Raw genomic sequence first — 25,083 nt, forward strand, 5'->3', positions numbered from 1 at the left:
GGTCAGGTCTTCAGCCAGCGGAGGATTTCGCCGGTCACCACATCGGGCTGCTCGAGGTGGAGGAAGTGGCCGGCGTCGTCGATGAGGCGCCATTCGTACGGGGCGATGACGTAACGGCCGGAGCCTTGGGCTGTGCGGGCCAGGACCGCCGTGTCGTGGGAGCCGTGCATCTGCAGCGTCGGCGTGATCAGGGGTCGCTGCATCAGCTTGACGAAGCGGTAGCCCTGCAGGCGCAGGGCCGAGCGGAACACCCAGCGGTAGGCCTCCAGGGCGCAGAAGGATGCCTGGGGGATCTGCATGGCTTCGCGGCAGCGGGCGACGTACTCCGGATATTCCGGAGTTTCGGTCCAGGTCGGACCGCTCCAGCGGGCGATGAGCTCGCCGACCAGCTCGGCGTCGTTCTTGGTCAGGACGTGTTCGTAGCGGGGGACCTGGAATTTGAGGGTGGGGGCGGTCGCCGCGATCTGGCCGCGGGGGTCGTTGAAGAGGGCGGCGCGCAGGCGCAGCGGGTGGGCCGCCCCGAGAACGACGAGGCGGCTCACCATCGTGGGGTGGAAGGCGGCCGCCGTCCAGCCGATCATGCCGCCAGCGCCGGATCCGACGATCATGGCGGACCGTTCGCCCAGCGCGCGGATCAGGCCGGTCACGTCGGCCGCCATCGTGTAGCCGTCGTAGCCGCGGGGCGGTTTGTCGCTGGCGCCGTAGCCGCGCAGGTCCATGGCGACCGCCCGGAAACCCGCGTCGGCGATCCGCGGCAGCAGGTCGTGCCAGGACCACCAGAACTCGGGGAAGCCGTGCAGCAGCAGCACGAGCGGCCCGGTTCCGGCTTCGACGACGTGGAAGCGGCTGCCGTTGGCGCCGACGAACCGGTGGGTCCAGGGACCCTCCGTCAAGACGCACGTCTCGTCCACCTGCGAGCTCATGTCTTCAGCGTACGGGCAGCCGACTAGGGGAGCTGTTCCACCGCCTCCATCTGCACCTGGGTGCCCTCGCCGCAGTTGATGCGGAGGGTGGCGGGGACCAGCTTGGCGCGGATGTGGGCGCCCTTCATCAGGGGCGTGCCGGCGTCGGAGTAGATGGCGTACGGCTTGCCGTCGAGGTCGGCGAGGCCGTAGCAGGGGCCGGTGCCGCCGCGGGTGATGTAGCCCTCGGTCCAGCCGGCGTACGGATTGGTGTCGGTGGGGGTCTTCGGGATGGCCGGGGGCTTGCGGACGCCGGGCGGGGCACCGGTGCCGACGGTGGTGGGTGCCACGGCGGGGGGAGTGGTCACGTCTGCGGGCGGGACCGCGGGCGGGGCAGCGGAAGACGCCGAGGGTGCGGCGCTGGGCGGGGCGGGCACGGAGTTGCCGGGAGCGGCGGAATCCGTGCTGGCGCAGGCGGACAGGAAGACGACGACCAAGGACGTTGCTGCGGCCGTACGGAAGAAATTCATGGGTACCTCCGAGAGTAAGACCCTATTGCCGCGCGTTGGGTTCCGTCGATGGCTGAGGAAAAGGGCGGCGCCCGGGGGCCGAAGCCCCCGGGCGCCTGGTGGTGGTGCGGTGGGTCTGGTGGTGCGGTGGGTCAGGAAATCTTGATCTTGATCGAGGTGCCGTTCTGCGAGACGACCTTGATCTTGACGCCCGCGGCCGGGAGCTTGACGCCCGTGGCGGGGAACTCGTCGTAGAAGTACTTCTTGGTGTCGTCGAACGTCGCCTGCGCGGCCTGACCACGGACGTAGCTGGTCTTGCCGTTGACGTGCAGGTTGAACGAGTCGGCCTTGGTCAGACCGAACGGCGCGTCGTACATCTGGATCCGCGAGCGCCACGGCTGGCCCTCGAGGTTGTACAGCGGCGCCGGGTGCGCGTCGATGATCAGGTTGCGGCCCGATCCCGGGTGCACGTTGGTGTTGTTGTCGGCCACCGAGGTGTCGTTGTACGAGATCAGCAGACCCTGCTGGTACGCGAAGTGCTCGGCCCAGTCCGGCTTGGTGTTCGCCCAGCCGATGTTGTACGGACCGGTCTTCAGGTACTTGTCGTACGAGGTGTAGGTGCGGTTACCGGCGATGTAGAAGTTGTCGTACTCCGCGGTGATCGAGGAACCGATCGCCTTGAAGCCCTTCGCCGTCCACTCCGGAGTGCCCTCCGCGCCGTCGACCGGGCCGGCAACACCGTTGGTGCTGATGGTCAGGTCGTCACCGAAGAAGCCACCCGCCGAGACACCACCGTCGGTGATGTAGTGCAGCCGGACGTCGATCTTCTTACCGGCGTACGCGTTCAGCGGAACGTTGATCGACTTCCAGGCGCCACCGCTGGTGCCGGAGATCGCCGGGCGACCCGGCTCGGCGCCGTCGGTGCCGAACGGCGCACCGTCGATGGTGCCGTTGACCGGCGTCCAGTCCTTGCCGTTCTCCGAGACCTCGACGTAGAGGTAGTCGTAGCCTTCTTCGATGGCGTAGCGACCCTTGAGGTCGAACGACGCGCTGGTCTTGCCGGTCAGGTCGACCGACTTGGTCAGCGAGACGTTCAGGTCGTCCTCGTTGCCGGAGAAGTACTGCTTGGTGCCGGCGAACGGGGCGCCCAGGTCGGTGGTGACCTTCTTGTCCGGGAGGACGACGACAGCGGCCTGCGCCTTGCTGCTGTTGTACTCCTGCGGGCCGAGCTCGAGGGTCTTCTTCTGACCCGCGACGACGGTCTCGTAGTCGAGCCAGCCGAGCTGCATCTTGTTCCAGGCGCCGAGGTCGCCGGGGCGGGTGCCGAGGGCCTCGCCAGCGCCGGAGAGCCGGCTCTGGGCCATCAGCGTCCAGTACTCGCTGTTCATGTTCGAGCCGCCGGACGTGTCGTAGTCGTCCGGGAGGCCGAGGTCGTGGCCGTACTCGTGCGCGAAGACGCTGAGTCCGCCGTTCTCGGGCTGGACGGTGTAGTCACCGATCCACACGCCGGTGTTGCCGATCTGCGTGCCGCCCGCCTTGTTGGTGCTCGGGCCGGTCACACCCGCGGAGGTGTTGTACGCGTACCAGCGGTGCGCCCAGATGGCGTCCTCACCCTGCTGCGGGTCACCGTCGGACTGGTCGCCGCCGGCGTGGACGATCTGGAAGTGGTCGATGTAGCCGTCGGGCTCGTTGAAGTTGCCGTCGCCGTCGAAGTCGTACCGGTCCCACTCGTCGAAGGACTTCATGTCCGCGGCGATCTGGGCGTCGGTGCGGCCGGCGGCCTTCTGGTCCTCGACCCACTTGTTGGCGGCGTCGGTGACGAGCGCCCACATGTTGGTGTCGGTGCAGGTGCCGTTGACGTCGCAGTCGCGGCCGTAGCGGGCCTCGTTGTACTTGACCTTGACCCAGTCGGTGACCTCGCCGTCGACGCTGTAGCGACCCGAGGACTGCGCCTCGTAGTAGGTCTTCAGCGACTCGACGTTCTTGCCCTCACCGAAGTAGAGCTTCTCGTAGTGGTCCCGGTTGTAGTCGGCCTGCCACACGGTGGTGTTATCCACTGCGCGGTTCGGCGCCGGGATCTTGTTGTGCAGCGGGCCCTCGAACGTGGTCGGGCCCGCGGTGTCCGGGTCACTGTCCACATCGGGGTAGTTCGGGTGCCGGTCGTTGCCGAACTCGGCCAGGATCACGAAGATCTTGTCGGTCCGCTCGCGGCCGAGCTCGACGTACTGGTCCTGGCCGGACTTCGCGACGGTGCGGTCGGTCTCGCCGCCACCCTGCGTCTTGCCGACCTTCACCACAGTGCTGGCGCCGCGCTTCTGCGTCTTTGCCTCACCCTTGAGGACGGCGCTGATGGCCTCCTCGCGCAGCTGGCGGCGCTTGTCCTCGAACGGGTTGGGGAGCTCGTCGGACGGGTCCGCCTTGACGGCCTTCGCAGTGGGCTCCACCGGGGGCGCCGCCTGAGCCACAGTCGGGAGCAGTGCCCCGAAGCTGGTGACCATCGCGGCGCCGAGTAGTCCAGCGACTACTTTGCGCACAGGTACCTCCGTTGACAAAACCGCTCGCCCCACGCAGCTCACGGTTAGCAGGCCCTTGATCGGGCTCCGGTGAACGTATGCAAAAAAGTGGATGTGTGGAAGACCTCAGAAAAAAGTTTTTTTGTAAACGGAGCAGCGCCCGGAGTAATTCTCCGGGCGCTGCGACCTTTGTCCGAAAATCAGCTGATCTTGATCTTCATCGAAGTGTTATTTGTATCGACGACCTTGATCTTGACACCGACGGCCGGGAGCTTCACGCCCTGGTTCGGCATCTCGTCGTAGAAGTACTTCTTGGTGTCGTCGAACAACGGCTGCGCGGCCTGGCCCCGGATGTAGCTGGGCTTGCCGTTGATGTGCAGCGTGAACGAGTCCGCCTTCTTCAGGCTGAACGGGGCGTCGTACACCTGGACGCGCGAGCGCCAGGGCAGACCCTCGAGGTTGTAGAACGGCGCGGGGCGCGAGTCGATGATCAGGTTACGACCGGTGCCCGGGTGGACGTTCGTGTTGTTGTCGACCTGCGAGGTGTCCCAGTACGAGATCAGCAGACCCTCCTGGTAGGAGTAGTGGTCCACCTTGTCGGGGAAGGTCGGGTTGTAGCCGAAGAAGTACGGACCCGTCTTCAGGTACTTGTCGTACGAGACGTAGCTGCGGTGGCCCGCGATGTAGAAGTTGTCGAACTTCTGCGTCGAGGTGGCACCGACGACCGTGAAGCCGGCGAGCTTCCACGTGGTCGCACCCTCGGCACCATCGGTCAGCACGGTCGCGCCGTCCGCGGTGATCGTGACCTCGTCACCGAAGAAGCCGCCGTCGGCCACGCCGCCGTCCGTCAGGTAGTGCAGGCGGAAGGTGATCTTCTGGCCGGCGTACGCGTTCAGCGGCACCGAGATGTCGGCCCACTGCCCGTTGGTGCTGCCGGTCAGCGCCGGCGTGCCACTGGCGTCGGTCGGGAACGGTGCGCCGTTGAGCGTGCCGCCGAGCCGCGTCCAGGTCGAGCCGCCGTTGGTCGACGCCTCGAAGTACATGTAGTCGTAGTCGGCCTCGATGTCGTAGCGGCCCTTGAGCGTGACACCGGCCGTGGTCTTACCGGTCAGGTCGATCTCGCGGGACATCGAGTTGTTCAGGTCGTCCGCGTTGCCGGAGAAGAACTGCTTGGTGCCGGCGAACGGCGCACCGAGCTGAGTGGTGACCTCCTTGTCCGGAAGCACCACGACGACGCCCTGCGCCTTCTCGGTGTTGTACTCCTGCGGACCGAGCTCCAGGGTCTTCGACTGGCCGGCGACCACGGTCTCGTAGTCGAGCCAACCGAGCTGCAGCTTGTTCCAGGCGCCCAGGTCACCCGGGCGGGTGCCGATGCCCTGGTCGCCCGCGGCGGACAGCCGGCTCTGGGCCATCAGGGTCCAGTGCTCGTTGTTGTTGTCGCCACCGCCGGAGGTGTCGTAGTCGTCCGGCAGACCCAGGTCGTGGGTGTACTCGTGGACGAAGACGCTCAGGCCACCGTTTTCCGGCTGAATCGTGTAGTCACCGATCCAGATGCCGGTGTTGCCGATCTGGGTGCCGCCGAGCAGGTTGCCCACCGGGCCGGTGCGACCCTGGTCGGTGCCGTACGCGTACCAGCGGTGGCTCCAGATGGCGTCCTCGCCCTGCTGCGGGTCGCCGTCCGCGGCGTCGCCACCGGCGTGCACGATCTGGAAGTGGTCGATGTAGCCGTCGGACTCGTTGAAGTTGCCGTCACCGTCGAAGTCGTAGCGGTCGTACTGGTCGAACGACTTCATGTCGGCGGCGATCTCGGCGTCCGAGCGGCCGGCGGCCTGCTGGTCCGCGACCCACTTGTTCGCCGCGTCCCGGACGAGCGCCCAGGTGTTGTTGCAGACGTTGCTGCCGCAGAGGTCGCGGCCGTAGCGCGCCTCGTTGTAGTTGACCTTGACCCAGTCGGTGACCTCGCCGTCGACGCTGTAGCGCCCGGACGACTGCGTCTCAAAGTAGGTCTTCACCGACTCCTTGTCCGCGCCCTCACCGAAGTACAGGTCGCGGTAGAAGTCGGCGTTGTAGTCCGGCTGCCACACGGTCGAGTTGTCCACCGCGCGGTTCGGGGCCGGGATCTTGTTGTGCAGCGGGCCCTCGAACGTCGTCGGCCCGGGGACGGCCGGGTTGCTGTCGACGTCCGGGTAGCTCGGGTGCCGGTCGTTGCCGAACTCGGCCAGGATCACGAAGATCCGGTCAGTCTGCTCGCGGCCCAGCTCGACGTACTGGTCGGCGCCCGACTTGGCGATCTTGCGGTTCGTGTCGCCCGCGCCCTGGGTCCGGCCGACCTTGACGACCGAGCTGCCGTTGCGCTTTATGACTTTCGCCTTGCCGCTGACGACATCGGCGACGGCCTGCTCACGCAGGGCTCGGCGCTTGTCCTCGAGCGGGTGGGGGAGATCATCCACATGTGCCGCGGCCTTGGCCGCCGGTACGGGTTCAACCGGCGGTGCAGCGGTGGCAACGGCCGGGAAAAGAGCCCCGGCGCTGCTGACCATCGCGGCGCCGAGCAGTCCTGCGACCACCTTGCGCACTACGTATACCTCCGTTGGCATGACCGCGCGCTGTCGTGCAGCGACGGCGGTGAACCGCCTCGGATTTGAGGCTCAGAAGAACGTATGCAAATTCACCGATCTCCGGGAAGGGTCCATCTGGATCGATCCGGGGAGTTGTTGGCTTGGTGGCTGAACAATGGCGCGCAAACCGGCAATTAGTCCAAAAAGGAACGGCGGCGAATCCACGAGGGATTCGCCGCCGGATTTAGCTCAGTCCTCGGCTTTCGCGCCTTTCATCCCCGACGAGATCAGGTCCATGACCGTGGAGTCCTGCAACGTCGTCACATCACCGAGCGAACGGTTCTCGGCGACGTCGCGCAGCAGCCGCCGCATGATCTTCCCGGAACGGGTCTTAGGCAACTCGGTGACCAGCATGATCTGCCGCGGCTTGGCGATCGGTCCGAGCTTCTTCGCCACGTGCGCCCGCAGGTCCTGAATCAGCTTCTCGCCCGCGTCACCACCGGTCTCCACATTGCCCCGCGGGATCGTGAAAGCCACGATCGCCTGGCCGGTCGTCGGGTCGGTCGCACCGACGACCGCCGCTTCGGCCACCGACGGGTGCGACACCAGCGCCGACTCGACCTCGGTCGTCGAGATGTTGTGCCCCGAGATCAGCATGACGTCGTCCACCCGGCCCAGCAGCCAGAGCGCGCCGTCCTCGTCCTTCTTGGCGCCATCGCCGGCGAAGTAGATCCACTCGTCGCCCACGCCGGCGCCCTTGCCGAAGCGCGACCAGTACGTGTCGAGGAAGCGCTGGTCGTCTCCCCAGATCGTGCGCAGCATCGACGGCCACGGCTCGCGCAACACCAGGAAGCCGCCGCCACCGTTCGGGACCGAGCGGGCCTCGTCGTCGATCACGTCCGCCGAGATGCCCGGCAACGCGGTCATCGCCGAGCCGGGCTTGGTGCTGGTCACGCCCGGCAGCGGCGCGATCATCCCGGAGCCGGTCTCGGTCTGCCACCACGTGTCGACGATCGGGCAGTTGTCCCGGCCGATGTTCGCGCGGTACCACATCCAGGCCTCGGGGTTGATCGGCTCACCGACGCTGCCCAGGACGCGCAGCGAGGACAGGTCGTACTTCGCCGGGATGTCCTCGCCCCACTTCATCATCGTGCGGATGAGGGTGGGCGCGGTGTAGAGGATGGTCACCTTGTACTTGTCGATGACTTCCCAGAACCGTCCCTTGTGCGGGGTGTCCGGGGTGCCCTCGTACATGACCTGGGTGGCGCCGTTGGAGAGCGGGCCGTACACGATGTAGGAGTGCCCGGTCACCCAGCCGACATCGGCGCTGCACCAGAAGACGTCGGTCTCGGGCTTCAGATCGAACATCGCATGATGCGTGTACGACGCCTGGGTCAGGTAGCCGCCGGTCGTGTGCAGGATGCCCTTCGGCTTACCCGTCGTGCCGGAGGTGTAGAGGATGAACAGCGGGTGCTCGGAGTCGAACGACTGCGGCTCGTGGGTCTCGCTCGCCCGCTCGACCGTCTCGTGCCACCACAGGTCCTTGTCGCCCCAGGTGACGTCCTCGCCCGTCCGCCGGACGACCAGCACGTGCTCGATGCTCGGGCACTGCGCGACCGCCTCGTCCACGGTCGGTTTGAGGGCGGACGGCTTGCCCCTGCGGTAACCACCGTCGGCGGTGATCACCAGCTTGGCGTCGGCGTCCTGGATCCGGGTGGACAGCGCGTCCACCGAGAAGCCGCCGAAGACCACGCTGTGCAGCGCGCCGATCCGGGCGCAGGCCAGCATCGCGACCGCCGCCTCGGGGATCATCGGCAGGTAGATCGCCACCCGGTCGCCCGCGGTGACGCCGAGCTCGGTCAGCGTGTTGGCGGCCTGGCTGACGCTCTTGAGCAGGTCGGCGTACGTGATCGCGCGGGTGTCGCCGGGCTCGCCCTCCCAGTGGATCGCGACCTTGTCGCCGTGCCCGGCCTCGACGTGCCGGTCGACGCAGTTGTAGGCGATGTTGAGCTCGCCACCGACGAACCACTTCGCGAACGGCGCGTTCGACCAGTCGAGCACCTGGTCCCAGCGCTTCGTCCACGTCAGTCGGTCGGCCTGTTCCGCCCAGAAGCCCAGCCGGTCCGCGGCGGCCCGTTCGTAGGCATCGGCCTTGACGTTCGCCGCGGCGGCGAGCTCGGCCGGCGGCGGGAACTGCCGCGTCTCCGAATACAGATTCTCCAGGGTCTCACTCATGAGGGCGGCTCCTCTGCCGTGACCGTTCTGTTTGAGGTGAACACTAGTTCTGCCCGTTGCTCGATGCGCATCCAGCGAGCGGAACCTGCGCGGTACTGCGCGAATTCTGCCACTTCCACGCCCGTACGTGCAGAAGCAGTTCGGGCTACCGTTAGGCCGTGACGAACGATCCCCTGGCCCCGCTGCTTGCGCTCGCCGACGTCGAGCCTGCCTTTCTCGATGCCCGCGCCAAGGTTGACGCTGCACTGCGGCACCGTGCACTGCGCCGCAACGGCGGTCAGGTCGCGGCCGAGGCGGGACTGCGCGCGGCAGTCGCCAGCGCCGCCCTCGAAGACCATCGCCACGAGCTCGCCGAGGTGCGGGCCGGGACCGTCACCGACCCGGTGGTGCAGGGCGCGTTGCGGGTCTCCGAATCGCTCGACGGTCTCGCGACGCTCTGGCCCAAGGCGCCGCGGCAAGTCCTCGCCAAGCTGCACATGCTGGCTGCCCGCGGCGCGGTCGCCGAGGGCGATCTCGGCCGGCTGACCTCCGGCGCCGAGCGGATCGACGCGCTGGCCGAGCTGGTCGCCGGCAATGAGCGCACGCCACCCCTGCTACTCGCTGCGATTGTCCACGCGGAGCTGCTGACGCTGCGTCCGTTCGCGGGTCCGGCCGGGGTGGTCGCCCGGGCCGCGGCCCGGCTCACGCTGATTTCCCGCGGCTTCGACATCCGAGGGCTGGTCGGCGTCGAGCGCGGACATCTTGCCCGCGAGCCCGAGTACGTCGGCTCCTCCGGTGCTTATGCCACTGGCACTCCCGACGGCGTTCGCTCGTGGCTGCGCCACTACGCGGCGGCGGTGTCTGCGGGCGCTGCCGAGATCGACGAGATCGGCAACGAGGTTCTGGCACCTTCGGGTAGCTAGCGCTGGCCGGGCGGTTGGGCGGAATGCGTATTTCGTCCGCGCGCTGGTTGGCATACTCGCTCTGGTGGAGAACGAGTGGATTCGCCCCTACTCGGCCGGACCTGGTCGCTGGCTCGTCATCGGCTGGGAGGCGGTGGCGTTCGGGCTCCTCGGCTGGGCGAGCATCGGATTGTTCGAGCTGACCGGGGCCGGGGTGCACGTGCTGGCCGTACTCATGGCAGCGGTCTGGTTTTTCGGCGGCTGGCGCATCCTCGAGATGGGTGTCTACGTCAGTCCGCACGCGCTGCGCATCCGCGGCCTGCTGCGGACCCGAACCCTGCGGTGGGACGACATCGCGCACGTCCGACTGCACCGGCACAGCAACAAGATCGGCCGATGGGAGATCGAGGGCGGCATGACCGTCCTGATCGAGCGGCGCGACGGGTCCATGGTGAACACCGAGCTGTGGGCGCAGGGCGTGGACTTTCACCGGCGTCCGCAGCTGTTCCGCGAGGTCTACCACGACCTGCGCAACCGGCACCTGTCCCTCGGAAAATAAGGACGGCGCCTCACGGGTGAGGCGCCGCCGCTTTGCGCGTCCGGCCGGGTTATCAAGCGTGCACCTGGGTCGTTGTCGACAGTCCCACCGGAATCCGGTGGGTCCCGCCGCAACGTGCCTGCCGTGGCTGATCGCGCGTGGGTTCCCGGTGGCCGTGCACGGAACCTGCTGGTCTTTCTCGGTGCGGTCCCGCACTGACCTTTCTACGCCGCCCGGCCCTTGATCACCAGGGCAAATGCTGCGAACCGGATTAGTCAGACGCTTGGCCGGTGGCTCTCGTCGATGGACTCAGGCACTCGCCGTGCGGGCGCGCCGGTGCCGGCCGTAGATGGCGAAGCCGATCGCCACCCCGACGCCGACGCTGAGCGCCGCAGCCGTGAGCGGCACCGCCGGGCGCTCCCGCAGCCGGCGTCCCAGCGGCACCGGATGCTGGAACTCCAGAACCGGCCAACCGCGCTCCAGCGCCACCCGTCGTAACCCTCGGTCAGGGTTCACCACGCTCGGCCGACCCACCGCTTCCAGCAGTGGAAGGTCACTGACCGAATCCGAATAGGCGTAACACTCTGCAAGGTCGTACCCCCGAGCGTCGGCCAGCCGCTGCACCTCGGTGACCTTGCTCGGCCCGGCCGCATAGAACTCGACCACGCCGCTGTACCGGCCGTCCGCGACACCCATGCGAGTGGCGATCACGTCGGTCACCCCGAGCAGCGCGCCGATGGGACGGACCATCTCGTCGCCCGAGGCGGAGACCAGCACGACGTCCCGCCCGGCGGCCTGGTGCTCGCCGATGAGAATGGCGGCCTCGGCGTACACGTACGGGTTGATCAGCTCTTCCAGCGTCTCGGCGACGATCTGCCGGACCTGCTCGACTTTCCAGCCCTTACAGAGCGCGGCCAGGTAGTCCCGGGTGCGCGCCATGGTCTGCTCGTCGGCGCCGCCCAACCGGAACATGAGCTGGGCATAAGCCGACTTCACCACGTCTCGGCGGCTGATCAGCCCATCGCGGTAGAAAGGCCGTCCGAAGGCCAGCGCACTGGACTTGGCGATGACGGTCTTGTCGAGATCGAAAAATGCGGCACTCTGCCCCACGGGCCGAAAGTGTAGCCGCAAGACGCACGGAGTGACGCTTTCGCCGTGACGTGTGGGTTTTCTGGTGACAGTGGGTACTCGACGGTTGCCCGTTACTAGGGCATGCTGAGGGTGCGATGGGGATTCACGTTCGTGGTCGCGGTCGCTTTCCGTGAAGATTTCTCGATGGTTGCGCCCCCCGCGGTCATCGAGACCGATTCGGCTCGGACCCCCCCGGAGCCGAATCTTCGGACGACCCCCGTCGCCCCGGCGGGGGTCGTTCTTCTTTCGGCTTTTTCGGTACGGGACCCGCAACGCTGGACCAGCACACACGCAAGCGACCATCCGCCTGAGGCGGTGGTCCGGCCAGGGGTTGTTCAGGCGCCAGTGGCCCGGCTGAGGTCGGCGGATTCCTGCTCAGGCATGCCGAACAGTTCGGACAGGCCGGTCACGGACAACACCCGGCGAAAGCTCGAGCTCGGGTTCGTCACCACGAACCGGCACGACACCTCGTTCGCCGCCCGGTAGCCCTCGATCAACGCGCCCAGCCCGGTCGAGTCGATGAACGTGGCGTCGGTGAGGTCGACCCGAACCTCGTCCGGCGACCAGCGCGCCACCGCGTCCTGGATGGTCTGTGCGAGCTCGTCGGCATTGGAGAAGTCGATCTCACCCAGCACAGTCACGTGGGCGGTGCCGTCCTCGCCTGCCGCGCTCCGGATCGGTTGCTCCATGCCAACTCCATCGGTCGTGTCGGCGCCAACATACCTAACGACGGACACCTCCGCTCTCTAACACCTCCCGGCGTCCGACTCCGCCACGGCCAGGCACCGGTTATCCACAGCCAGGGACGTTATCCACAGGCTGACGATTCGCGGGGGAAGTGCACCTCGCTCGGCTGCCACGGTGAGTGCCCAACCGCCGGCCCGCCGCCTTCCTCCTGCTGGAGCCACGATGTCCGCCCGCACCTCCGCACCGAACGCCCTGCCGCTGCTGGTGACCGGCGACCAGGACCTCCTCGACGACCTGCTCCGGCTAGCCGCCGCGGGCGGCGCCGAAGTCGACGTGGCCCCGGACCCGGTCGCTGCCCGGGTCCGCTTCCCGCACGCGCCGCTGATCGTGATCGGCGCCGACCAGGCCAAGGCCTGCCTGCGCGCCCGCCTGCCCCGGCGCCCGCAGGTGGTCGTCGTCGGTCACGAGCCCATCGCCCCCGCCGCGTGGGACGCCGCCGAGCCCCTCGGTGCGGCCCACGTGGCGCTGCTGCCCACAGCCGAGCCCTGGCTCGTTGACCGCTTCGCCGCCTGCACCGGCACCAGACCGGCACCGCACGGCCAGGTGCTCGCGGTGCTGGGCGGCCGTGGCGGCGCAGGCGCGAGCACCCTCGCCGGGGGCCTCGCAGTCACCGCGGTTCGGGCCAAGCTCCGCACCCTGCTCCTTGACGCGGACCCCTTGGGTGGCGGTCTCGACCTGGTGCTCGGCTGGGAACAGACCGCGGGTCTGCGCTGGCCGGCACTGACCGAGGCCGGCACCCATATCGACCCGTCGGCGCTCTTCAAAGCCCTCCCGCACCACGGCGACCTGGTCCTGCTGTCGTTCGCCCGCGACTCACCGCCGGAGTCGCCGCTCGCATCCGGCCAGCCGCATTCATGGTCAGTGCCCGCAGACGTCATGTCGGTCACGATCCAGGCCGCCCGGGCAACCACCGACCTGACCGTCGTCGACCTGCCGAGGCATCTGGACGACGCTGCGGCGGTCGCACTCGGTGCGGCAGACCGGGCAATCCTCGTCGTTCCCGCGGAGCTGCGCGCGACCGCCGCGGCATCCCGCGTCGCGGCAACGGCCAAGGCGCACTGCCCCGACCTGTCCGTTGTCGTGCGTGGTCCCGCACCGGGCCGCTTGAAAGCCCGGGAAATCGCCCGATCACTCGGCCTGCCACTTGCTGGCTCGCTGCGCCCGGAGCCAGCCGTCTGTCAGAACATGGAGAAGGGCGAGCCGCCCACCGCCGCCGGCCGTGGACCACTCGCCGAGTTGTGCCAGCACCTCCTCGCTGGCCTGACGGCAGCCGCGGCTGGTAAGCCGTCATGATCCGGTCGGCTGGCACCACACCATCGCTGACCGCACGGGTGCGTCGGCACATCGCCGAGGGACACATCGACGCCACCCCGGCCGCCGTCATGACCGCCGTGCGCCGAGAGGCAGACGCCGCTGCGCTCGGCGACAACGCGGTCCTCCACCTGGCCGGACGGGTTCGTGACCAGCTCGTCGGCGCCGGCCCCCTCGCACCCCTGCTGGCCGATCCCGCAGTCACGGACATCCTCGTCAACGGCGTGGAAGTCTGGGTCGATCGAGGTGCCGGCCTGCACCGGGCCGCTGCGGACCTGGGCAGCCCCGAGGACGTCCGACGGCTCGCCCAGCGTCTCGCGGCCGCTTGTGGACGCCGACTCGACGACGGCCACCCGTACGCGGATGCCCGCCTGCCGGACGGCACCCGGCTGCACGCCGTGTTGCCGCCGGTGGCGATGAACGGGCCGTGCCTGTCGCTGCGTACCTTTCGGCAGCGGCCGTTCAGCCTGCCTGACCTCGTCGGACGTGGCGCAGTCCCGGCAGCCCTCGCCCCGGTGCTCGCGGCGGTGGTCGCCGCCCGGCTGGCCTACCTGGTCACCGGCGGCACAGGTTCCGGGAAAACGACGCTACTCGCGACCCTGCTCGGGCTCGTACCATCGACCGAACGCATCGTGCTCGTGGAGGATGCGGCCGAGTTGCGCCCAGTTCATCCCCATGTCGTCACGCTGCAGGGCCGCACCGCCAACGTGGAGGGTGCGGGTGCGATCGGCCTCACCGACCTGGTCCGGCAGGCGCTGCGGATGCGCCCCGACCGCCTGGTGATCGGCGAGTGTCGAGGCGCGGAGATCGCCGATCTCCTGTCCGCCATGAACACCGGCCATGAGGGTGGCGCGGGGACGCTGCACGCCAACGCCCCGGCCGACGTGCCGGCCCGGCTCGAGGCGCTCGGTCTGCTCGGCGGCCTACCCCGGGCAGCCCTGCACGCCCAGGCGGTCGCCGCGATTCAGGTCATCCTCCAGGTACGCCGTACCGACCGCGGCCGGGTCCTGGACTCGATCGGGGTGCTGCTACCGACGGGGGAGCAGCACCTTGCCACCGTCATTCCGGCCTGGGATCGCGAGCGCGGGCTTGGTTGCGGGGCGCCTAGCCTCGCACGCATGTTCGCCGAACGAGGCGTGCCCGTGCCCCCACTGCTGGGCGCAGTCGCAGCAACACCCTGGGCATCGTCGGTCCCGGCGCCTGCGGTCGTGGGGGAGCGATCGTGGTGACCCGACCCGGGGCGGCTTGGCTCGACGTGGCCTGGCTCGAAGTGGCCTGGCTCGAAGTGGCCTGGCCGTGGTTGTTGGCAGCCGCCTTGCTGGCGGGTGCGGCCATCGTTGCTGCATGGCCGACCCGGCGTGGTCTGCGCCGGTTGTCCAGTCCGGCTCCCCGCAGGCCTCGCCTGCCGGATCTCTCGGCCATCGGCGCCGCTGCGGAGCGGAGGCCTCGGCGGTTCATCGCCACTGTGGCAGGAGCTGCCGCAGTGGCGGGAGCACTAAGCGCCGGCCCGGTGGCCGCAGCCGTCATCGGGGTCTACGCGGCCCTCGCCGCCCGCGCCTTCCTCCGGCGAACGGCTCGCCGCCACGCCGCTCAGATCCGCGAGCACACTCTCGATGCACTCAGCACGCTTGCTGCCGAGCTGCGTGCGGGGCTGTCCGGGTTTTCCCGGTGGGCAGTCAACGCGGTCTTCGAACGGCGGATGACCGAGCTGGTGCTGGCAGCTGATCGACTTGCCGAGCGCACCGGAGCCCCAAGTGCCGAGCTGATCGAACGCATCGAGGCCGACGCCCGGGCGGCCGGCCGGACCCGAGCGGGTGCTGCCGCACAGTCCGCAGGTGCCCAGGCGACAGCAACGCTGCTGGCAGCGTTGCCGCTTGGCGGCATCGCCTTCGGCTACGGGATCGGCGCCGACCCGCTGCACGTCCTCTTGCACACCCCTGCTGGTGCCGCCTGCGCGATCAGCGCCACCCTCCTGCAAGCTGCGGGTCTGCTGTGGGCCGACCGGCTGATCGACGGCGTCGCGCGCGAAGGTCAGCCGGCGTAATGGACACCTTTCCCTGCGGCGCTCAGTCGATCATCCGCAGCGGTGGGCCGGTGCAGATCCCCCTGCATCCCTGCTGCGTGACGATCCTGCTTCACGCCTACGGCTCGACGCGACCTGCCGCTCCGTCGGCTCAGCCGCCCTGTCCGCTGCGCGCGGACTTGCGGTCCCAGACACCAGCGGAAGCCGATGTGCCGGCGGCGGTCCTCAGATGATCAAGCGCATCGCCGTCGCCGCCTTCTGTCTGACCACCGTCACCTGGTACGTCGGTCAGTGGTGGGCGGTCCTGCCCGGGCTGCTGCTCGCCTATGGGCTCGACCGCTGGTTGCGCACGCAGGAACCGGCCGCCGTCCGCGCCGTACGGGCCCGGATCGAAGCCGACCTGCCGCTTGCCGCGGACCTCCTCGCCGCCGCGTTGCGTGCGGGCGCTCCGGTCGATCATGCGGTCCGTGCCGTCGCGGAGGCGCTTGGCGGGCCACTGGGCGAGCGTCTCGACCGCGTCGGACGGTCCTTGCGGCTCGGTGCCGACCCGCCGGAAGCATGGAGTCACCTCGCCGACAGCCGAGGCGCGGCACGGCTGATCACGGCGGCAGTCCGATCAAGCGCCAGCGGCAGCGCCCTGGCCGGGGCACTCACCCGCATCGCCGGCGATCTCCGCGCCGACCGGACCATCGCCGCCGAGGCAGCCGCCCAGCGCGCCGGCACCCTGATCGTCCTGCCGCTCGGTCTGTGTTTCCTCCCCGCCTTCCTGCTGGCCGGCCTGGCCCCCGTCCTGATCGCTGTCCTCCGCGAGGTTCTCTGAGCCCGCCACCAGCTCGCCGGCCCCGGCGGCCGGTGTCGATCGCCGTTCCCGGCGATGCCCTGTGCCACCCACCCATCAAGGAGTTCTCATGCATCGACTCGTCGCTCGCCTGACCGGTTCGCGCACGGATGAAGGAATGAACACCGCCGAATACGCGGTAGGAACCCTGGCCGCCGTTGCGTTCGCCGGCTTGCTCTTGAAGGTCCTCACCAGCTCCAGCGTTCAGCAGGCCCTGGCTGGCGTCATCAACGAGGCTCTGAAGTGAGACCGCGCCGACAGCCCGGTCGCCTAGCTCCCGGCCTGCGCGGCGTCCTTGCGGCCGGCGACCGGGGGGCGTTCACCGCTGAGCTGGCGGCCGGGCTGCCGGCGCTCATGCTTCTGCTTTTTGCCGGCCTCACCGCGGTCGGCGCTATGACCGCCCAAGGCAGAAGCGAGGATGCCGCACGAGAAGGTGCCATCGCGGCTGCCCGAGGCACCCCGGGCGCCGCCGAGACGGCAGCCCGAATCGCCGGACCAGCGGCACGGATCGACACTACGGAAACCGCCGACACGGTGACCGTCACGGTTCGCGTGCCGGTCCCGATCCTGGGCGGCCACCTGCCGATGATCACCGTACGCGCGGAAGCGGTAGCCGCCCGGGAACCGGTGAGCAGTCCATGACTATGTTCACCTCATCAATGCAGCGTCGACTGCTGCGGGCACGAGATGGTGATCGCGGAGCTGCATCGATCTTTGTCCTCGCAGTCGGGCTTGTCCTCGTCGCCGGGGGTCTAGGCGGCGCGGCCGTGGGAGCGGCGAGGAACGGCCGGCACGAGGCGCGTACAGCTGCCGACCTCGGTGCACTCGCGGGTGCCCTACGAGCAATCGAAGGTCAGGAAGCCGCATGCCTGCGAGCCGCTGAGCTCGTAGCCGCCAACGGCGCCCGGCTGACCGCATGCCGCCTCGAAGGCCTGGACGTCGTGGTCCAGACCGAGACGGTCGTCACCCCGATGCCGCACCTGACGACCTACGCCTCGGCGGCCGCCCGGGCCGGGCCGATCCGCGGATGAAGCGCCGCGAGGACGGCGTCGAGAACCGCGATCGACTTCCGCTTATGCAGGGGATTGTTGCCGTTTCCGCACTTGGGGGACTGCACGCAGGAGGGGCAGCCGGTGTCGCACCCGCAGGACGCGATTGCCTCGCGGGTCGCCCGGAGCCACTCCTCGGCCGTGGCGTAAGCGCGTTCCGCGAAGCCCGCACCGCCCGGATGCCCGTCGTAAACGAACACGGTCGGGCAATCGGTGTCTGCGTGGTCTGCGGTCGACAGCCCACCGATATCCCAGCGGTCGCAGGTCGCCACCAGCGGCAGGAGCCCGATCGCCGCGTGTTCCGCAGCATGCAGCGCGCCGGGGACATCGCCCGGTTCCACTCCGGCGGCCAGCAGAGCCTTCGACGAGATTGTGAACCAGACCGCCACCGTGCGGAGCTCACGGGCCGGAAGGTCGAGCGGCCGAGTGTCGATGACCTCACCCGAGCCGATGCGGCGGCGCTGGTAGGAGACCACCTGGCTGGTCACATCCACCTCGCCGAGGAACAAGCCGACCGGGCCCGCGTCCACGTACTCGCGGACTGACACCACTGACAGGTCCGTCACGTCGCGGGCGTGCGTGGACCAGTCCGGTTCCTCCGCGTGCACCAGAGCGACCGCGTCGTCCAGATCCAGCGCTTCGACCACATAGGAGGTCCCCTGGTGCAGGTACACCGCTCCGGGATGAAGCATGACGTGCGAGGAGCCCCGATCCACCGTGCCGAGGAGCCGTCCCGTCGCCGCCTCGACCACGGCGACCGGCGTGCCGCCCGTACCCCGCAGGTCGACATCCGGGCGGCCCTGGTGGGTCCAGTACCAGCCCGTGGGGCGCTTCCGCAGGGCACCAGAGCTGACGAGAGCATCCACCGCGATCTGCGCCGTGGGACCGAAGAGTGGCAGATCGGCGGGGCGCAAGGGAGCCTCCGCAGCCGCGCAACACAGCTGTGGCCCCAGGACGTACGGGTTGGCCGGATCCAGAACCGTCGCCTCCACCGGGCGGCCGAACAGCGCATCCGGGTGGTGCACCAAGTAAGTGTCAAGCGGATCGTCGCGGGCCACGAGCACCGCGAGGGCCTCGCCGCCCGCCCGGCCCGCCCGCCCCGCCTGCTGCCACAGCGAGGCCCGGGTGCCGGGATATCCGCAGATCAGCACCGCATCGAGACCGACCAGGTCCACGCCGAGTTCCAGTGCATTCGTCGACGCCAACGCCAGCAACTCCCCGGTCAACAGCGCCTGCTCCAGCGCGCGGCGGTCCTCCTTCAGATATCCCGCCCGGTACGCCGCCACCCGGTCACCCAACCCGGGCACCGCCTCTTCCAGCGCCCGCCGAGCCAGCGCCGCGACCACCTCCGCGCCGCGCCGCGAGCGGACGAATGCCAACGTCCGCGTACCCGCCACGACCGCATCCGCCAACAGGTCTGCAGTCTCACTCAGCGCGGACCGCCGCGCCCGCCCGTCCCCCACGCCGTCAAACGCGGCCGAGGTGGCGGGGACAGCGGCTGGTGCTGGGGTGGGGCGTTGGGTGGGGACCTGGCTCGGGGTCTCCGGAGGAAGAAGTGGAGGTTCCCACAGGGCGAAGGTCACCGCGCCGCGTGGGGAGGCGTCGTCGGTGACGGCTACTACCGGAAGGCCGGTGAGGCGGGTGGCTGCATCGGCGGGGTCGCCTGAGGTGGCGGATGCCAGGACGAACGTGGGGGTGCTGCCGTACTGGGTGGACAGGCGGCGGAGCCGGCGCAGGACGTGGGCAACGTGGGAGCCGAAGACGCCTCGGTAGGTGTGGCATTCGTCGATCACCACGTACGTGAGGCGGCGCAGGAAGGGGCCCCAGCGGGCGTGGCCGGGCAGCAGCGCATGGTGGAGCATGTCGGGGTTGGTGAGCACGAAACGGGAGTGCTGGCGGACCCATTCGCGTTCCTCGCGCGGGGTGTCGCCGTCGTAGGTGGCGGGGCGGACGCCGTCGATCCCCAGCCGAACGAGGGCGCGAAGCTGATCCGCGGCGAGTGCCTTGGTGGGAGAGAGGTACAGCACCCGGGCCCGGGGGTCAGCCAGGAGGCTGCTCAAGGCCGGCATTTGGTACGCGAGCGACTTGCCAGAGGCCGTACCCGTAGCCAGCACCACATGCTGACCGGCGTGGGCGAGTGACGCCGCCGCGGCCTGGTGTTCCCAGGGCTGGAAGCCGTACGCTTCGCGCAGCGCCTGCGGCACCCAGGACGGCCACGGCGTGGTACGCCCGACTCGTGCCGCTACGCACTCGACGTGGGTGATGGGGGAGTCCTCGACGGACGACCGCAGCACCCGCAGGCGATGCAGCAGTTCCGCGGGTCCGAGGGCTTCGATCGCGCTGCGCGCGGCCGGAATGCCCGGGACTGTCGTGGTCACGTTCTGCACTCTGACATCGGTATGGCCCGAACCCCAAACGGGTACGACGGTGGGTGCCCACGCGTCGGGGGATGACAGTCGGTGGTTAGATTCGCTGGGGAGATCGGCTGCCTGAGGGCTTGCCCAGAGGGAGGGGGACCGATGGAGCTTTCGCTGACGACGCGGACCGTCGGCGAGCACACGGTGCTCGACGTTGGCGGTGAAGTCGACGTGTATACCGCGCCGCGGTTGCGGGAGCGTCTGGTCGAGCTGGTCGACGGCGGTTCTCGGCATGTGGTCGTGGACCTTGGCCGGGTCGACTTCCTCGACTCCACCGGCCTCGGCGTGCTGGTCGGTGCCCTGAAGCGGTTGCGGGCGGCGCACGGGACGTTCGGTCTGGTCTGTGCCAAGGAACCGCTGCTGAAGATTTTCCGGATCACCGCGCTCGACCAGGTGTTTCCGATCCACTCCTCAGTCGAGGCGGCCACTTCGACCCCGTCCGGCGATCGCGACGACAACCCCCCAGCAGCGTGATGGCCACGGTACGGCTGTCTTTCTCGCCGGCTCCGGTGCACGTACGGACGGCGCGGCTGGTCGGCGTGGCGGTGGCCCGGCGCGCGGGAGTTGCCGAGGATCTGCTGGACGAGGTTCGGCTAGCCATCGGCGAGGCGTGCACGCGGGCAGTGGCCCTGCACAACCAGTACGGCCTGCCCGACCTGGTGATGGTGGAGATGTCCGACTCGGACATGTACACGGTGCGGGTGATCGACCGGGCGCCCATTGAAGCGAGCGTCGGCCTGGCCAAGCTGCCCCCGGACGAACTCGCCGACGAGTCGCTCACTGATGAGGCGCTGACCACCGGCGTCGGTTTCGCCCTGCTCGCCGGCTTTGTCGACGATCTCCAAGTCCGCCCCGTGGACGACGGGGCCGGCACCGAGGTCCGCATGGTGTGGCCGGTCGCCCGCCGCTGACCACGCGGTAGGACTGCGCCGCGCCGAATGGCCCTGCGCCGCGCCGAATGGCCCTGCGCCGCGCCGAATGGCCCTGCGCCGCGCCGAATGGCCCTGCGCTGCGGCCCGTGCATCGCCCGTAGCCATTACGGATCCCTGTGCCGGACAAGCGGCCTACCGAACCGCTATTCCCCGGGCCGGTGCTATTCCGGGAGACGCGGCGTCGGAGATCAAGGTTCTCCTCGCGTCCGGCTTTGTGAGCCCCGGATGGATGACGCTCTGCCCGTTGCGCGGGGCCGGTTCCGGCGTTGATCGACACGAGAAGTCCGTGACCTGACGTCAAGGCGCAATCACCCAAGGTCAGGGTCGATGCGGGGCGTGGGGCGCACGGAAGTGCCGCACTCTCCGCGGCACAAAATGGACAGCAGGCGGCGGGCGGCCGGGGAAACCGCAGGTCGCTGGCGGGAAGCCTAGACGTTTACCGCTATCGATGCCAACTGCTAACACAGCGGTAAACATCACCACGACACGGCCGGACACAGGTGTGACCATTGCCACGTCCTGCCGCTACAGTACGCCGGTAATCAGCTACTCCTCCCTGGTGTCGCGTCCGCGGAACCAGGTCTGTCGTCTTCCCCGTTCGCGGGGATGCGCCCGGCGGTCCCGTCCACTGCCGGGTTCGGTCGGTGTCGTACAGGAGGACATTGATGTCCGGGAGCTCCATGAGCCTCGCCGCGGAGAGCGGCGGGGTGTCCCTCAGTAGTGAGAACGTCTCATTCATCATCGTTGCGGTCGTCTTCGCGCTGGTCGCGTTGGCGTTCGCCGCCATGTTCGTGCAGTCCGTGCTGAAGGCCGGGCGCGGCACCACCAACATGCAGGAGATCGCTGGCGCGGTGCAGGAAGGCGCCTCGGCCTATCTGTTCCGGCAGTTCAAGACTCTGGCGATCTTCGTCGTCATCGCAGTGGTGCTGCTGTTCCTGCTTCCCGTGCACGGTTCCGGCGACAACGAGACCACTGTGAAGATCGGCCGGTCGCTGTTCTTCATCGTGGGCGCCGTCTTCAGCTCGTTCATCGGCGGCGCTGGGATGGCGTTGGCTACCCGGGCGAACCTGCGGGTGGCTGCGGCGGCCGGGGAGACCGGTGGTCGCGAGAAGGCCATGGGCATCGCGTTCCGCACCGGTGGCGTGGTCGGCTTCCTCACCGTCGGCCTGGGCCTGTTCGGCGCCGCGCTGGTCGTGTGGATCTACCGGGCCGACGCGCCTACCGTGCTCGAGGGCTTCGGCTTCGGTGCCGCGCTGCTCGCCATGTTCATGCGGGTCGGTGGCGGCATCTTCACCAAGGCCGCGGACGTCGGCGCTGACCTGGTCGGCAAGGTGGAGCAGGGCATTCCCGAGGATGACCCGCGCAACGCGGCGACGATCGCGGACAACGTGGGTGACAACGTCGGCGACTGCGCCGGGATGGCCGCCGACCTGTTCGAGTCGTACGCGGTCACGCTGGTCGCGGCGTTGATCCTGGGTTCGGCGGCGTTCGGCCAGGACGGTTTGGTCTTCCCGCTGATCGTCTCGACGATCGGTGTCGTCATCGCCATCGTCGGTGTCTTCATCACCCGGCTGCGCGCCTCGGACCGCAACGGCCTGACCGCTATCAACCGGGCGTTCTACATCTCGGCAGCGCTGGCGGCGGTCAGCGTGGCGGTCGTGAGCTTCATGTACCTGCCGGAGACCTTCGCCGGTTTCCAGGACGCGAACCTGGACGCCGGAGTTCTCGCGAGCGGTCAGAACCCGCAGTGGGTCGCGATCGGCGCTGTCGCGATCGGCATCGTGCTCGCCGCCGCCATCCAGGCGCTGACCGGCTACTTCACCGAGGTCGAGCGGCGTCCGGTGCAGGACATCGGCAAGTCCTCGCAGACCGGTGCGGCCACGGTCGTGCTGGCCGGCATCAGCGTCGGCCTCGAGTCGGCCGTCTACTCGGCGCTGCTGATCGGCGCCGGTGTGTTCGGGGCGTTCCTGCTCGGCGGTTCGTCCATCACGCTGTCGCTGTTCGCGGTGGCGCTGGCCGGCACTGGCCTGCTGACCACGGTCGGCGTCATCGTCGCGATGGACACGTTCGGCCCGATCTCGGACAACGCGCAGGGCATCGCCGAGATGTCCGGTGACGTGGACGAGCGTGGCGCGCAGATCCTGACCGAGCTGGACGCGGTCGGCAACACGACGAAGGCGATCACCAAGGGCATCGCGATTGCGACGGCCGTGCTCGCCGCCACGGCACTGTTCGGGTCGTACACGAACACGCTGTCGGCGTCGCTGGCCGATGCCGGCATCGCCGCGGACAGGATCCAGGGCGAGATTCTCGGCCTGCTGAACATCTCCAACCCGCGCAACCTGGTCGGCCTGCTGATCGGCGCCGCGGTGGTCTTCCTCTTCTCCGGTCTGGCGATCAACGCCGTGTCCCGCTCGGCGGGCGCTGTCGTGATGGAGGTACGCCGCCAGTTCCGCGAGTTCCCCGGCATCATGGACCGCACCCAGCGGCCCGAGTACGGCCGGGTGGTCGACATCTGCACCCGGGACGCCCAGCGCGAGCTGCTCACCCCGGGCCTGCTGGCCATCATGGCGCCGATCGCGGTCGGTTTCGGTCTCGGCGCGGGCGCGCTGGCGTCCTACCTGGCCGGGGCGATCGGCGCGGGCACGCTGATGGCGGTGTTCCTCGCCAACTCCGGTGGTGCCTGGGACAACGCCAAGAAGCTGGTCGAGGACGGCGCGCACGGCGGCAAGGGTTCCGACTCGCACGCCGCCACGGTCATCGGTGACACGGTCGGTGACCCGTTCAAGGACACCGCCGGCCCGGCCATCAACCCGCTGCTCAAGGTGATGAACCTGGTGTCGCTGCTCATCGCCCCGGCGGTGGTGGCCTGGAGCGTGGGCACCGAGCAGAACACCCCGCTGCGGGTCGGCATCGCGGTCGTCGCGTCGCTGTTGATCGTCGGCGCAGTGGTCTGGAGCAAGCGCAAGCCGATCTCCATGGGCGAGGACACCCCCGCCGAGAAGCCGGCTCCAACGCGCGTCAGCGCCTGATCCGAAGTGGTCGCGGAAGGCACCCGGCACTCGCCGGGTGCCTTCCGCCCTGCGTTGGCCGTACGCTGCAATCCATGCGCACGGCCCGCACCATCCCCTTACTCGTCGTCTGCTCCCTCGTGGTAACTCTGGGTGCTTGTTCCAGCGGCCCGGCACCGAGCGCTTGGGCCGCGTCGGTCTGCAAGGTGCTCACGCCCTGGCGCAGTGAGATAGGCACGCTCACCACCCGCACCCAGCAGCAGATGACCGCCGCGACGACTCCCGCCCAGGCGAAGGAGAATCTGATGCGGCTGTTCGGCGGCGCCGAGTCAGCGAGCGAGAAGGCGCGGGCCGGAGTGCAGGACGCCGGGGTGCCCGACGTCGACGAGGGCAAGCGGGTAGCGGACGGCTTCACTGCGTCACTGAGCGCGATGCGCGACGCCTACGGTAAGGCCAAGACCGGCATCGAGGGCCTCGCGACCAGCCCGGCGAAGGACTTCTACGCGCGGGTCGGCACGGTGGTGGACACGCTCAACACCGAGTACAAGGCCAGCGAGCTCGACACCAGCAATCTGTCGTCGGTGGAGCTGCAGAAGGCGTTCGACGCGGTCCCGGAATGCCGCTGACCATGGCGGAGCCGGGGTGGCCGCTGATTCCGCGCGAAATCCTGCCCGCGCCGGTCGAGCCCGCCTCGGGCCGGTCCGGTCGCGCGCGGCTCCAGCGCGTGACCGCGGCCGGTCCGGCAGGGCGCCAGCTTTCGGTCTTCGGGGTCGAGGCTGTCGACCCCTCGCTGGCTGACCTGGTCGGTTTGCTGGCGGGCCCGGGACGGCTGGGCCGCATCGGGGGTACGGCCCGAGTCTCCGTCCGAGTCGACGCGGCCTGGCGGGTGCACGTCCTGGTCAGCGAACTGGTCAGCCGAGGCCTGGTGGTCAACTGGCGCCCGATCCACGAAGCGCATCCGGCAGCGACACCACCGGAAGGAGAGCAGGAAGAAGCGCCGTCGACGGAGGGTGGGCCAGCGGCGGAAGCAGCACCACTGGAGGAAGAACAGCCGGAAGGTGCGGGAGCGGCTGGCGGCGCCGAGGCAGAGGTGCTGCCGGCGGGGTTCGAAGTCGGGACGGCGTACAGCAGCCGGTTGAACGGGTTGGCGCGGAGCTGGCCGCCGCCGGACGGCCGGATCTTTCTCGACGGGTCGCGGTTGCGACTGTGGGTGGCAGCGGCGGGAGCGCCGCGTGCGGAGGGTTACGCTCTGGGTCTGGATCCCGACCGGGCTCTTGCCGACCCGGTGCACGACGCATTGACACACGTCGGTCTGATGGGCACGATTCAAGCCGGTCCGGCGTACGTGATTGCAGGTCGGAGGCGTCTTGCGCGACTCGCCGAGCTGATCGGCGAACGGCCCGTCGCGGCACCCGAACGGCTGTGGCCGGGCGGCGCCGCTGCGTGATCTTCACCGATTGTGTGCGACACGGCGCTATGTTCCCGGTG

Annotated in this window: 22 protein-coding genes; 14 read left to right on the forward strand and 8 right to left on the reverse strand. The window is 69.1% G+C overall.

Going from position 1 to position 25,083, the window contains the following annotated elements; all coding sequences use genetic code 11:
• Positions 1–2: 2 nt before the first annotated feature.
• From ACIA1L_RS17595 to acs, 5 genes are all read right to left on the reverse strand, one after another.
• Positions 3–923, reverse strand: coding sequence for an alpha/beta fold hydrolase (locus tag ACIA1L_RS17595; protein ID WP_396073764.1), 921 nt, complete (start codon positions 921–923; stop codon positions 3–5).
• A 23-nt stretch (positions 924–946) separates the two neighbouring features.
• The gene (locus tag ACIA1L_RS17600) at positions 947–1,432 is read right to left on the reverse strand and encodes a hypothetical protein (RefSeq protein WP_396073765.1); all 486 of its coding nucleotides are present in this window, start codon (positions 1,430–1,432) and stop codon (positions 947–949) included.
• A 131-nt stretch (positions 1,433–1,563) separates the two neighbouring features.
• On the reverse strand, positions 1,564–3,909 hold the full coding sequence (locus ACIA1L_RS17605; protein ID WP_396074072.1) for an immune inhibitor A domain-containing protein: 2,346 nt from the start codon (positions 3,907–3,909) through the stop codon (positions 1,564–1,566).
• A gap of 215 nt (positions 3,910–4,124) precedes the next feature.
• Positions 4,125–6,464 (reverse strand): immune inhibitor A domain-containing protein, encoded by a 2,340-nt coding sequence (locus tag ACIA1L_RS17610; RefSeq protein ID WP_396074074.1) that lies wholly within the window; start codon positions 6,462–6,464, stop codon positions 4,125–4,127.
• A gap of 267 nt (positions 6,465–6,731) precedes the next feature.
• The gene (gene acs, locus ACIA1L_RS17615; protein ID WP_396073766.1) at positions 6,732–8,717 is read right to left on the reverse strand and encodes an acetate--CoA ligase; all 1,986 of its coding nucleotides are present in this window, start codon (positions 8,715–8,717) and stop codon (positions 6,732–6,734) included.
• Positions 8,718–8,875: 158 nt separating this feature from the next.
• Between acs and ACIA1L_RS17620 the strand changes: the two genes are divergently transcribed.
• Both ACIA1L_RS17620 and ACIA1L_RS17625 read left to right on the forward strand, forming a co-directional pair.
• Positions 8,876–9,619 carry an oxidoreductase gene (locus tag ACIA1L_RS17620; RefSeq protein WP_396073767.1) on the forward strand — a complete coding sequence of 248 codons (744 nt, stop codon included), beginning with the start codon at positions 8,876–8,878 and terminating at the stop codon, positions 9,617–9,619.
• Positions 9,620–9,683: 64 nt separating this feature from the next.
• Positions 9,684–10,157, forward strand: coding sequence for a PH domain-containing protein (locus ACIA1L_RS17625; RefSeq protein WP_396073768.1), 474 nt, complete (start codon positions 9,684–9,686; stop codon positions 10,155–10,157).
• 288 nt (positions 10,158–10,445) lie between these two features.
• Here ACIA1L_RS17625 and ACIA1L_RS17630 read toward each other — a convergent pair whose 3' ends face one another.
• Both ACIA1L_RS17630 and ACIA1L_RS17635 read right to left on the reverse strand, forming a co-directional pair.
• Entirely contained in the window at positions 10,446–11,246 is an 801-nt protein-coding gene (locus tag ACIA1L_RS17630; protein WP_396073769.1) for an HAD family hydrolase, read from the reverse strand.
• Between the two features lie 356 nt (positions 11,247–11,602).
• Positions 11,603–11,956 (reverse strand): STAS domain-containing protein, encoded by a 354-nt coding sequence (locus tag ACIA1L_RS17635; protein ID WP_396073770.1) that lies wholly within the window; start codon positions 11,954–11,956, stop codon positions 11,603–11,605.
• 262 nt (positions 11,957–12,218) lie between these two features.
• Here ACIA1L_RS17635 and ssd point away from each other — a divergent pair, with 262 nt between their 5' ends.
• The 7 genes from ssd to ACIA1L_RS17670 all read left to right on the forward strand — a co-directional run bounded on the left by ssd (position 12,219) and on the right by ACIA1L_RS17670 (position 17,217).
• A complete protein-coding gene (ssd, locus tag ACIA1L_RS17640) occupies positions 12,219–13,307 on the forward strand; it encodes a septum site-determining protein Ssd (protein ID WP_396074075.1) in 1,089 nt (362 codons plus the stop codon).
• Positions 13,304–14,554, forward strand: coding sequence for a TadA family conjugal transfer-associated ATPase (locus tag ACIA1L_RS17645; protein ID WP_396073771.1), 1,251 nt, complete (start codon positions 13,304–13,306; stop codon positions 14,552–14,554). The genes ssd and ACIA1L_RS17645 overlap by 4 nt, the downstream gene beginning before the upstream one ends.
• The gene (locus tag ACIA1L_RS17650) at positions 14,548–15,369 is read left to right on the forward strand and encodes a hypothetical protein (RefSeq protein ID WP_396073772.1); all 822 of its coding nucleotides are present in this window, start codon (positions 14,548–14,550) and stop codon (positions 15,367–15,369) included. The genes ACIA1L_RS17645 and ACIA1L_RS17650 overlap by 7 nt, the downstream gene beginning before the upstream one ends.
• Before the next feature lie 139 nt (positions 15,370–15,508).
• On the forward strand, positions 15,509–16,168 hold the full coding sequence (locus ACIA1L_RS17655) for a type II secretion system F family protein (RefSeq protein WP_396074076.1): 660 nt from the start codon (positions 15,509–15,511) through the stop codon (positions 16,166–16,168).
• Positions 16,169–16,256: 88 nt separating this feature from the next.
• Positions 16,257–16,433 carry a DUF4244 domain-containing protein gene (locus tag ACIA1L_RS17660; protein ID WP_396073773.1) on the forward strand — a complete coding sequence of 59 codons (177 nt, stop codon included), beginning with the start codon at positions 16,257–16,259 and terminating at the stop codon, positions 16,431–16,433.
• Positions 16,430–16,828, forward strand: coding sequence for a TadE family type IV pilus minor pilin (locus ACIA1L_RS17665; RefSeq protein ID WP_396073774.1), 399 nt, complete (start codon positions 16,430–16,432; stop codon positions 16,826–16,828). The genes ACIA1L_RS17660 and ACIA1L_RS17665 overlap by 4 nt, the downstream gene beginning before the upstream one ends.
• 17 nt (positions 16,829–16,845) lie before the next feature.
• Positions 16,846–17,217: an Rv3654c family TadE-like protein gene (locus tag ACIA1L_RS17670; protein WP_396073775.1), complete on the forward strand. Its 372-nt coding sequence runs from the start codon at positions 16,846–16,848 to the stop codon at positions 17,215–17,217.
• Here ACIA1L_RS17670 and ACIA1L_RS17675 read toward each other — a convergent pair.
• On the reverse strand, positions 17,175–19,613 hold the full coding sequence (locus ACIA1L_RS17675) for a DEAD/DEAH box helicase (protein WP_396073776.1): 2,439 nt from the start codon (positions 19,611–19,613) through the stop codon (positions 17,175–17,177). The two genes, ACIA1L_RS17670 and ACIA1L_RS17675, sit on opposite strands and share 43 nt — an antisense overlap.
• Before the next feature lie 141 nt (positions 19,614–19,754).
• Here ACIA1L_RS17675 and ACIA1L_RS17680 point away from each other — a divergent pair, with 141 nt between their 5' ends.
• The 5 genes from ACIA1L_RS17680 (at position 19,755) to ACIA1L_RS17700 (ending at position 25,042) form a co-directional block, all read left to right on the forward strand.
• Complete coding sequence (locus ACIA1L_RS17680) at positions 19,755–20,126, forward strand: STAS domain-containing protein (protein WP_396073777.1); 372 nt, start codon at positions 19,755–19,757, stop codon at positions 20,124–20,126.
• The gene (locus ACIA1L_RS17685; protein WP_396073778.1) at positions 20,123–20,563 is read left to right on the forward strand and encodes an ATP-binding protein; all 441 of its coding nucleotides are present in this window, start codon (positions 20,123–20,125) and stop codon (positions 20,561–20,563) included. Before ACIA1L_RS17680 ends, ACIA1L_RS17685 begins: the two co-directional genes overlap by 4 nt.
• Before the next feature lie 686 nt (positions 20,564–21,249).
• Positions 21,250–23,616 carry a sodium-translocating pyrophosphatase gene (locus ACIA1L_RS17690; RefSeq protein WP_396073779.1) on the forward strand — a complete coding sequence of 789 codons (2,367 nt, stop codon included), beginning with the start codon at positions 21,250–21,252 and terminating at the stop codon, positions 23,614–23,616.
• Positions 23,617–23,690: 74 nt separating this feature from the next.
• Complete coding sequence (locus ACIA1L_RS17695; RefSeq protein WP_396073780.1) at positions 23,691–24,221, forward strand: hypothetical protein; 531 nt, start codon at positions 23,691–23,693, stop codon at positions 24,219–24,221.
• Entirely contained in the window at positions 24,212–25,042 is an 831-nt protein-coding gene (locus ACIA1L_RS17700) for a hypothetical protein (protein WP_396073781.1), read from the forward strand. Before ACIA1L_RS17695 ends, ACIA1L_RS17700 begins: the two co-directional genes overlap by 10 nt.
• The last annotated feature ends 41 nt before the right edge of the window (positions 25,043–25,083 follow it).

It is taken from the genome of Actinoplanes sp. NPDC051859, from assembly GCF_044452725.1.
GTDB lineage: Bacteria > Actinomycetota > Actinomycetes > Mycobacteriales > Micromonosporaceae > Actinoplanes.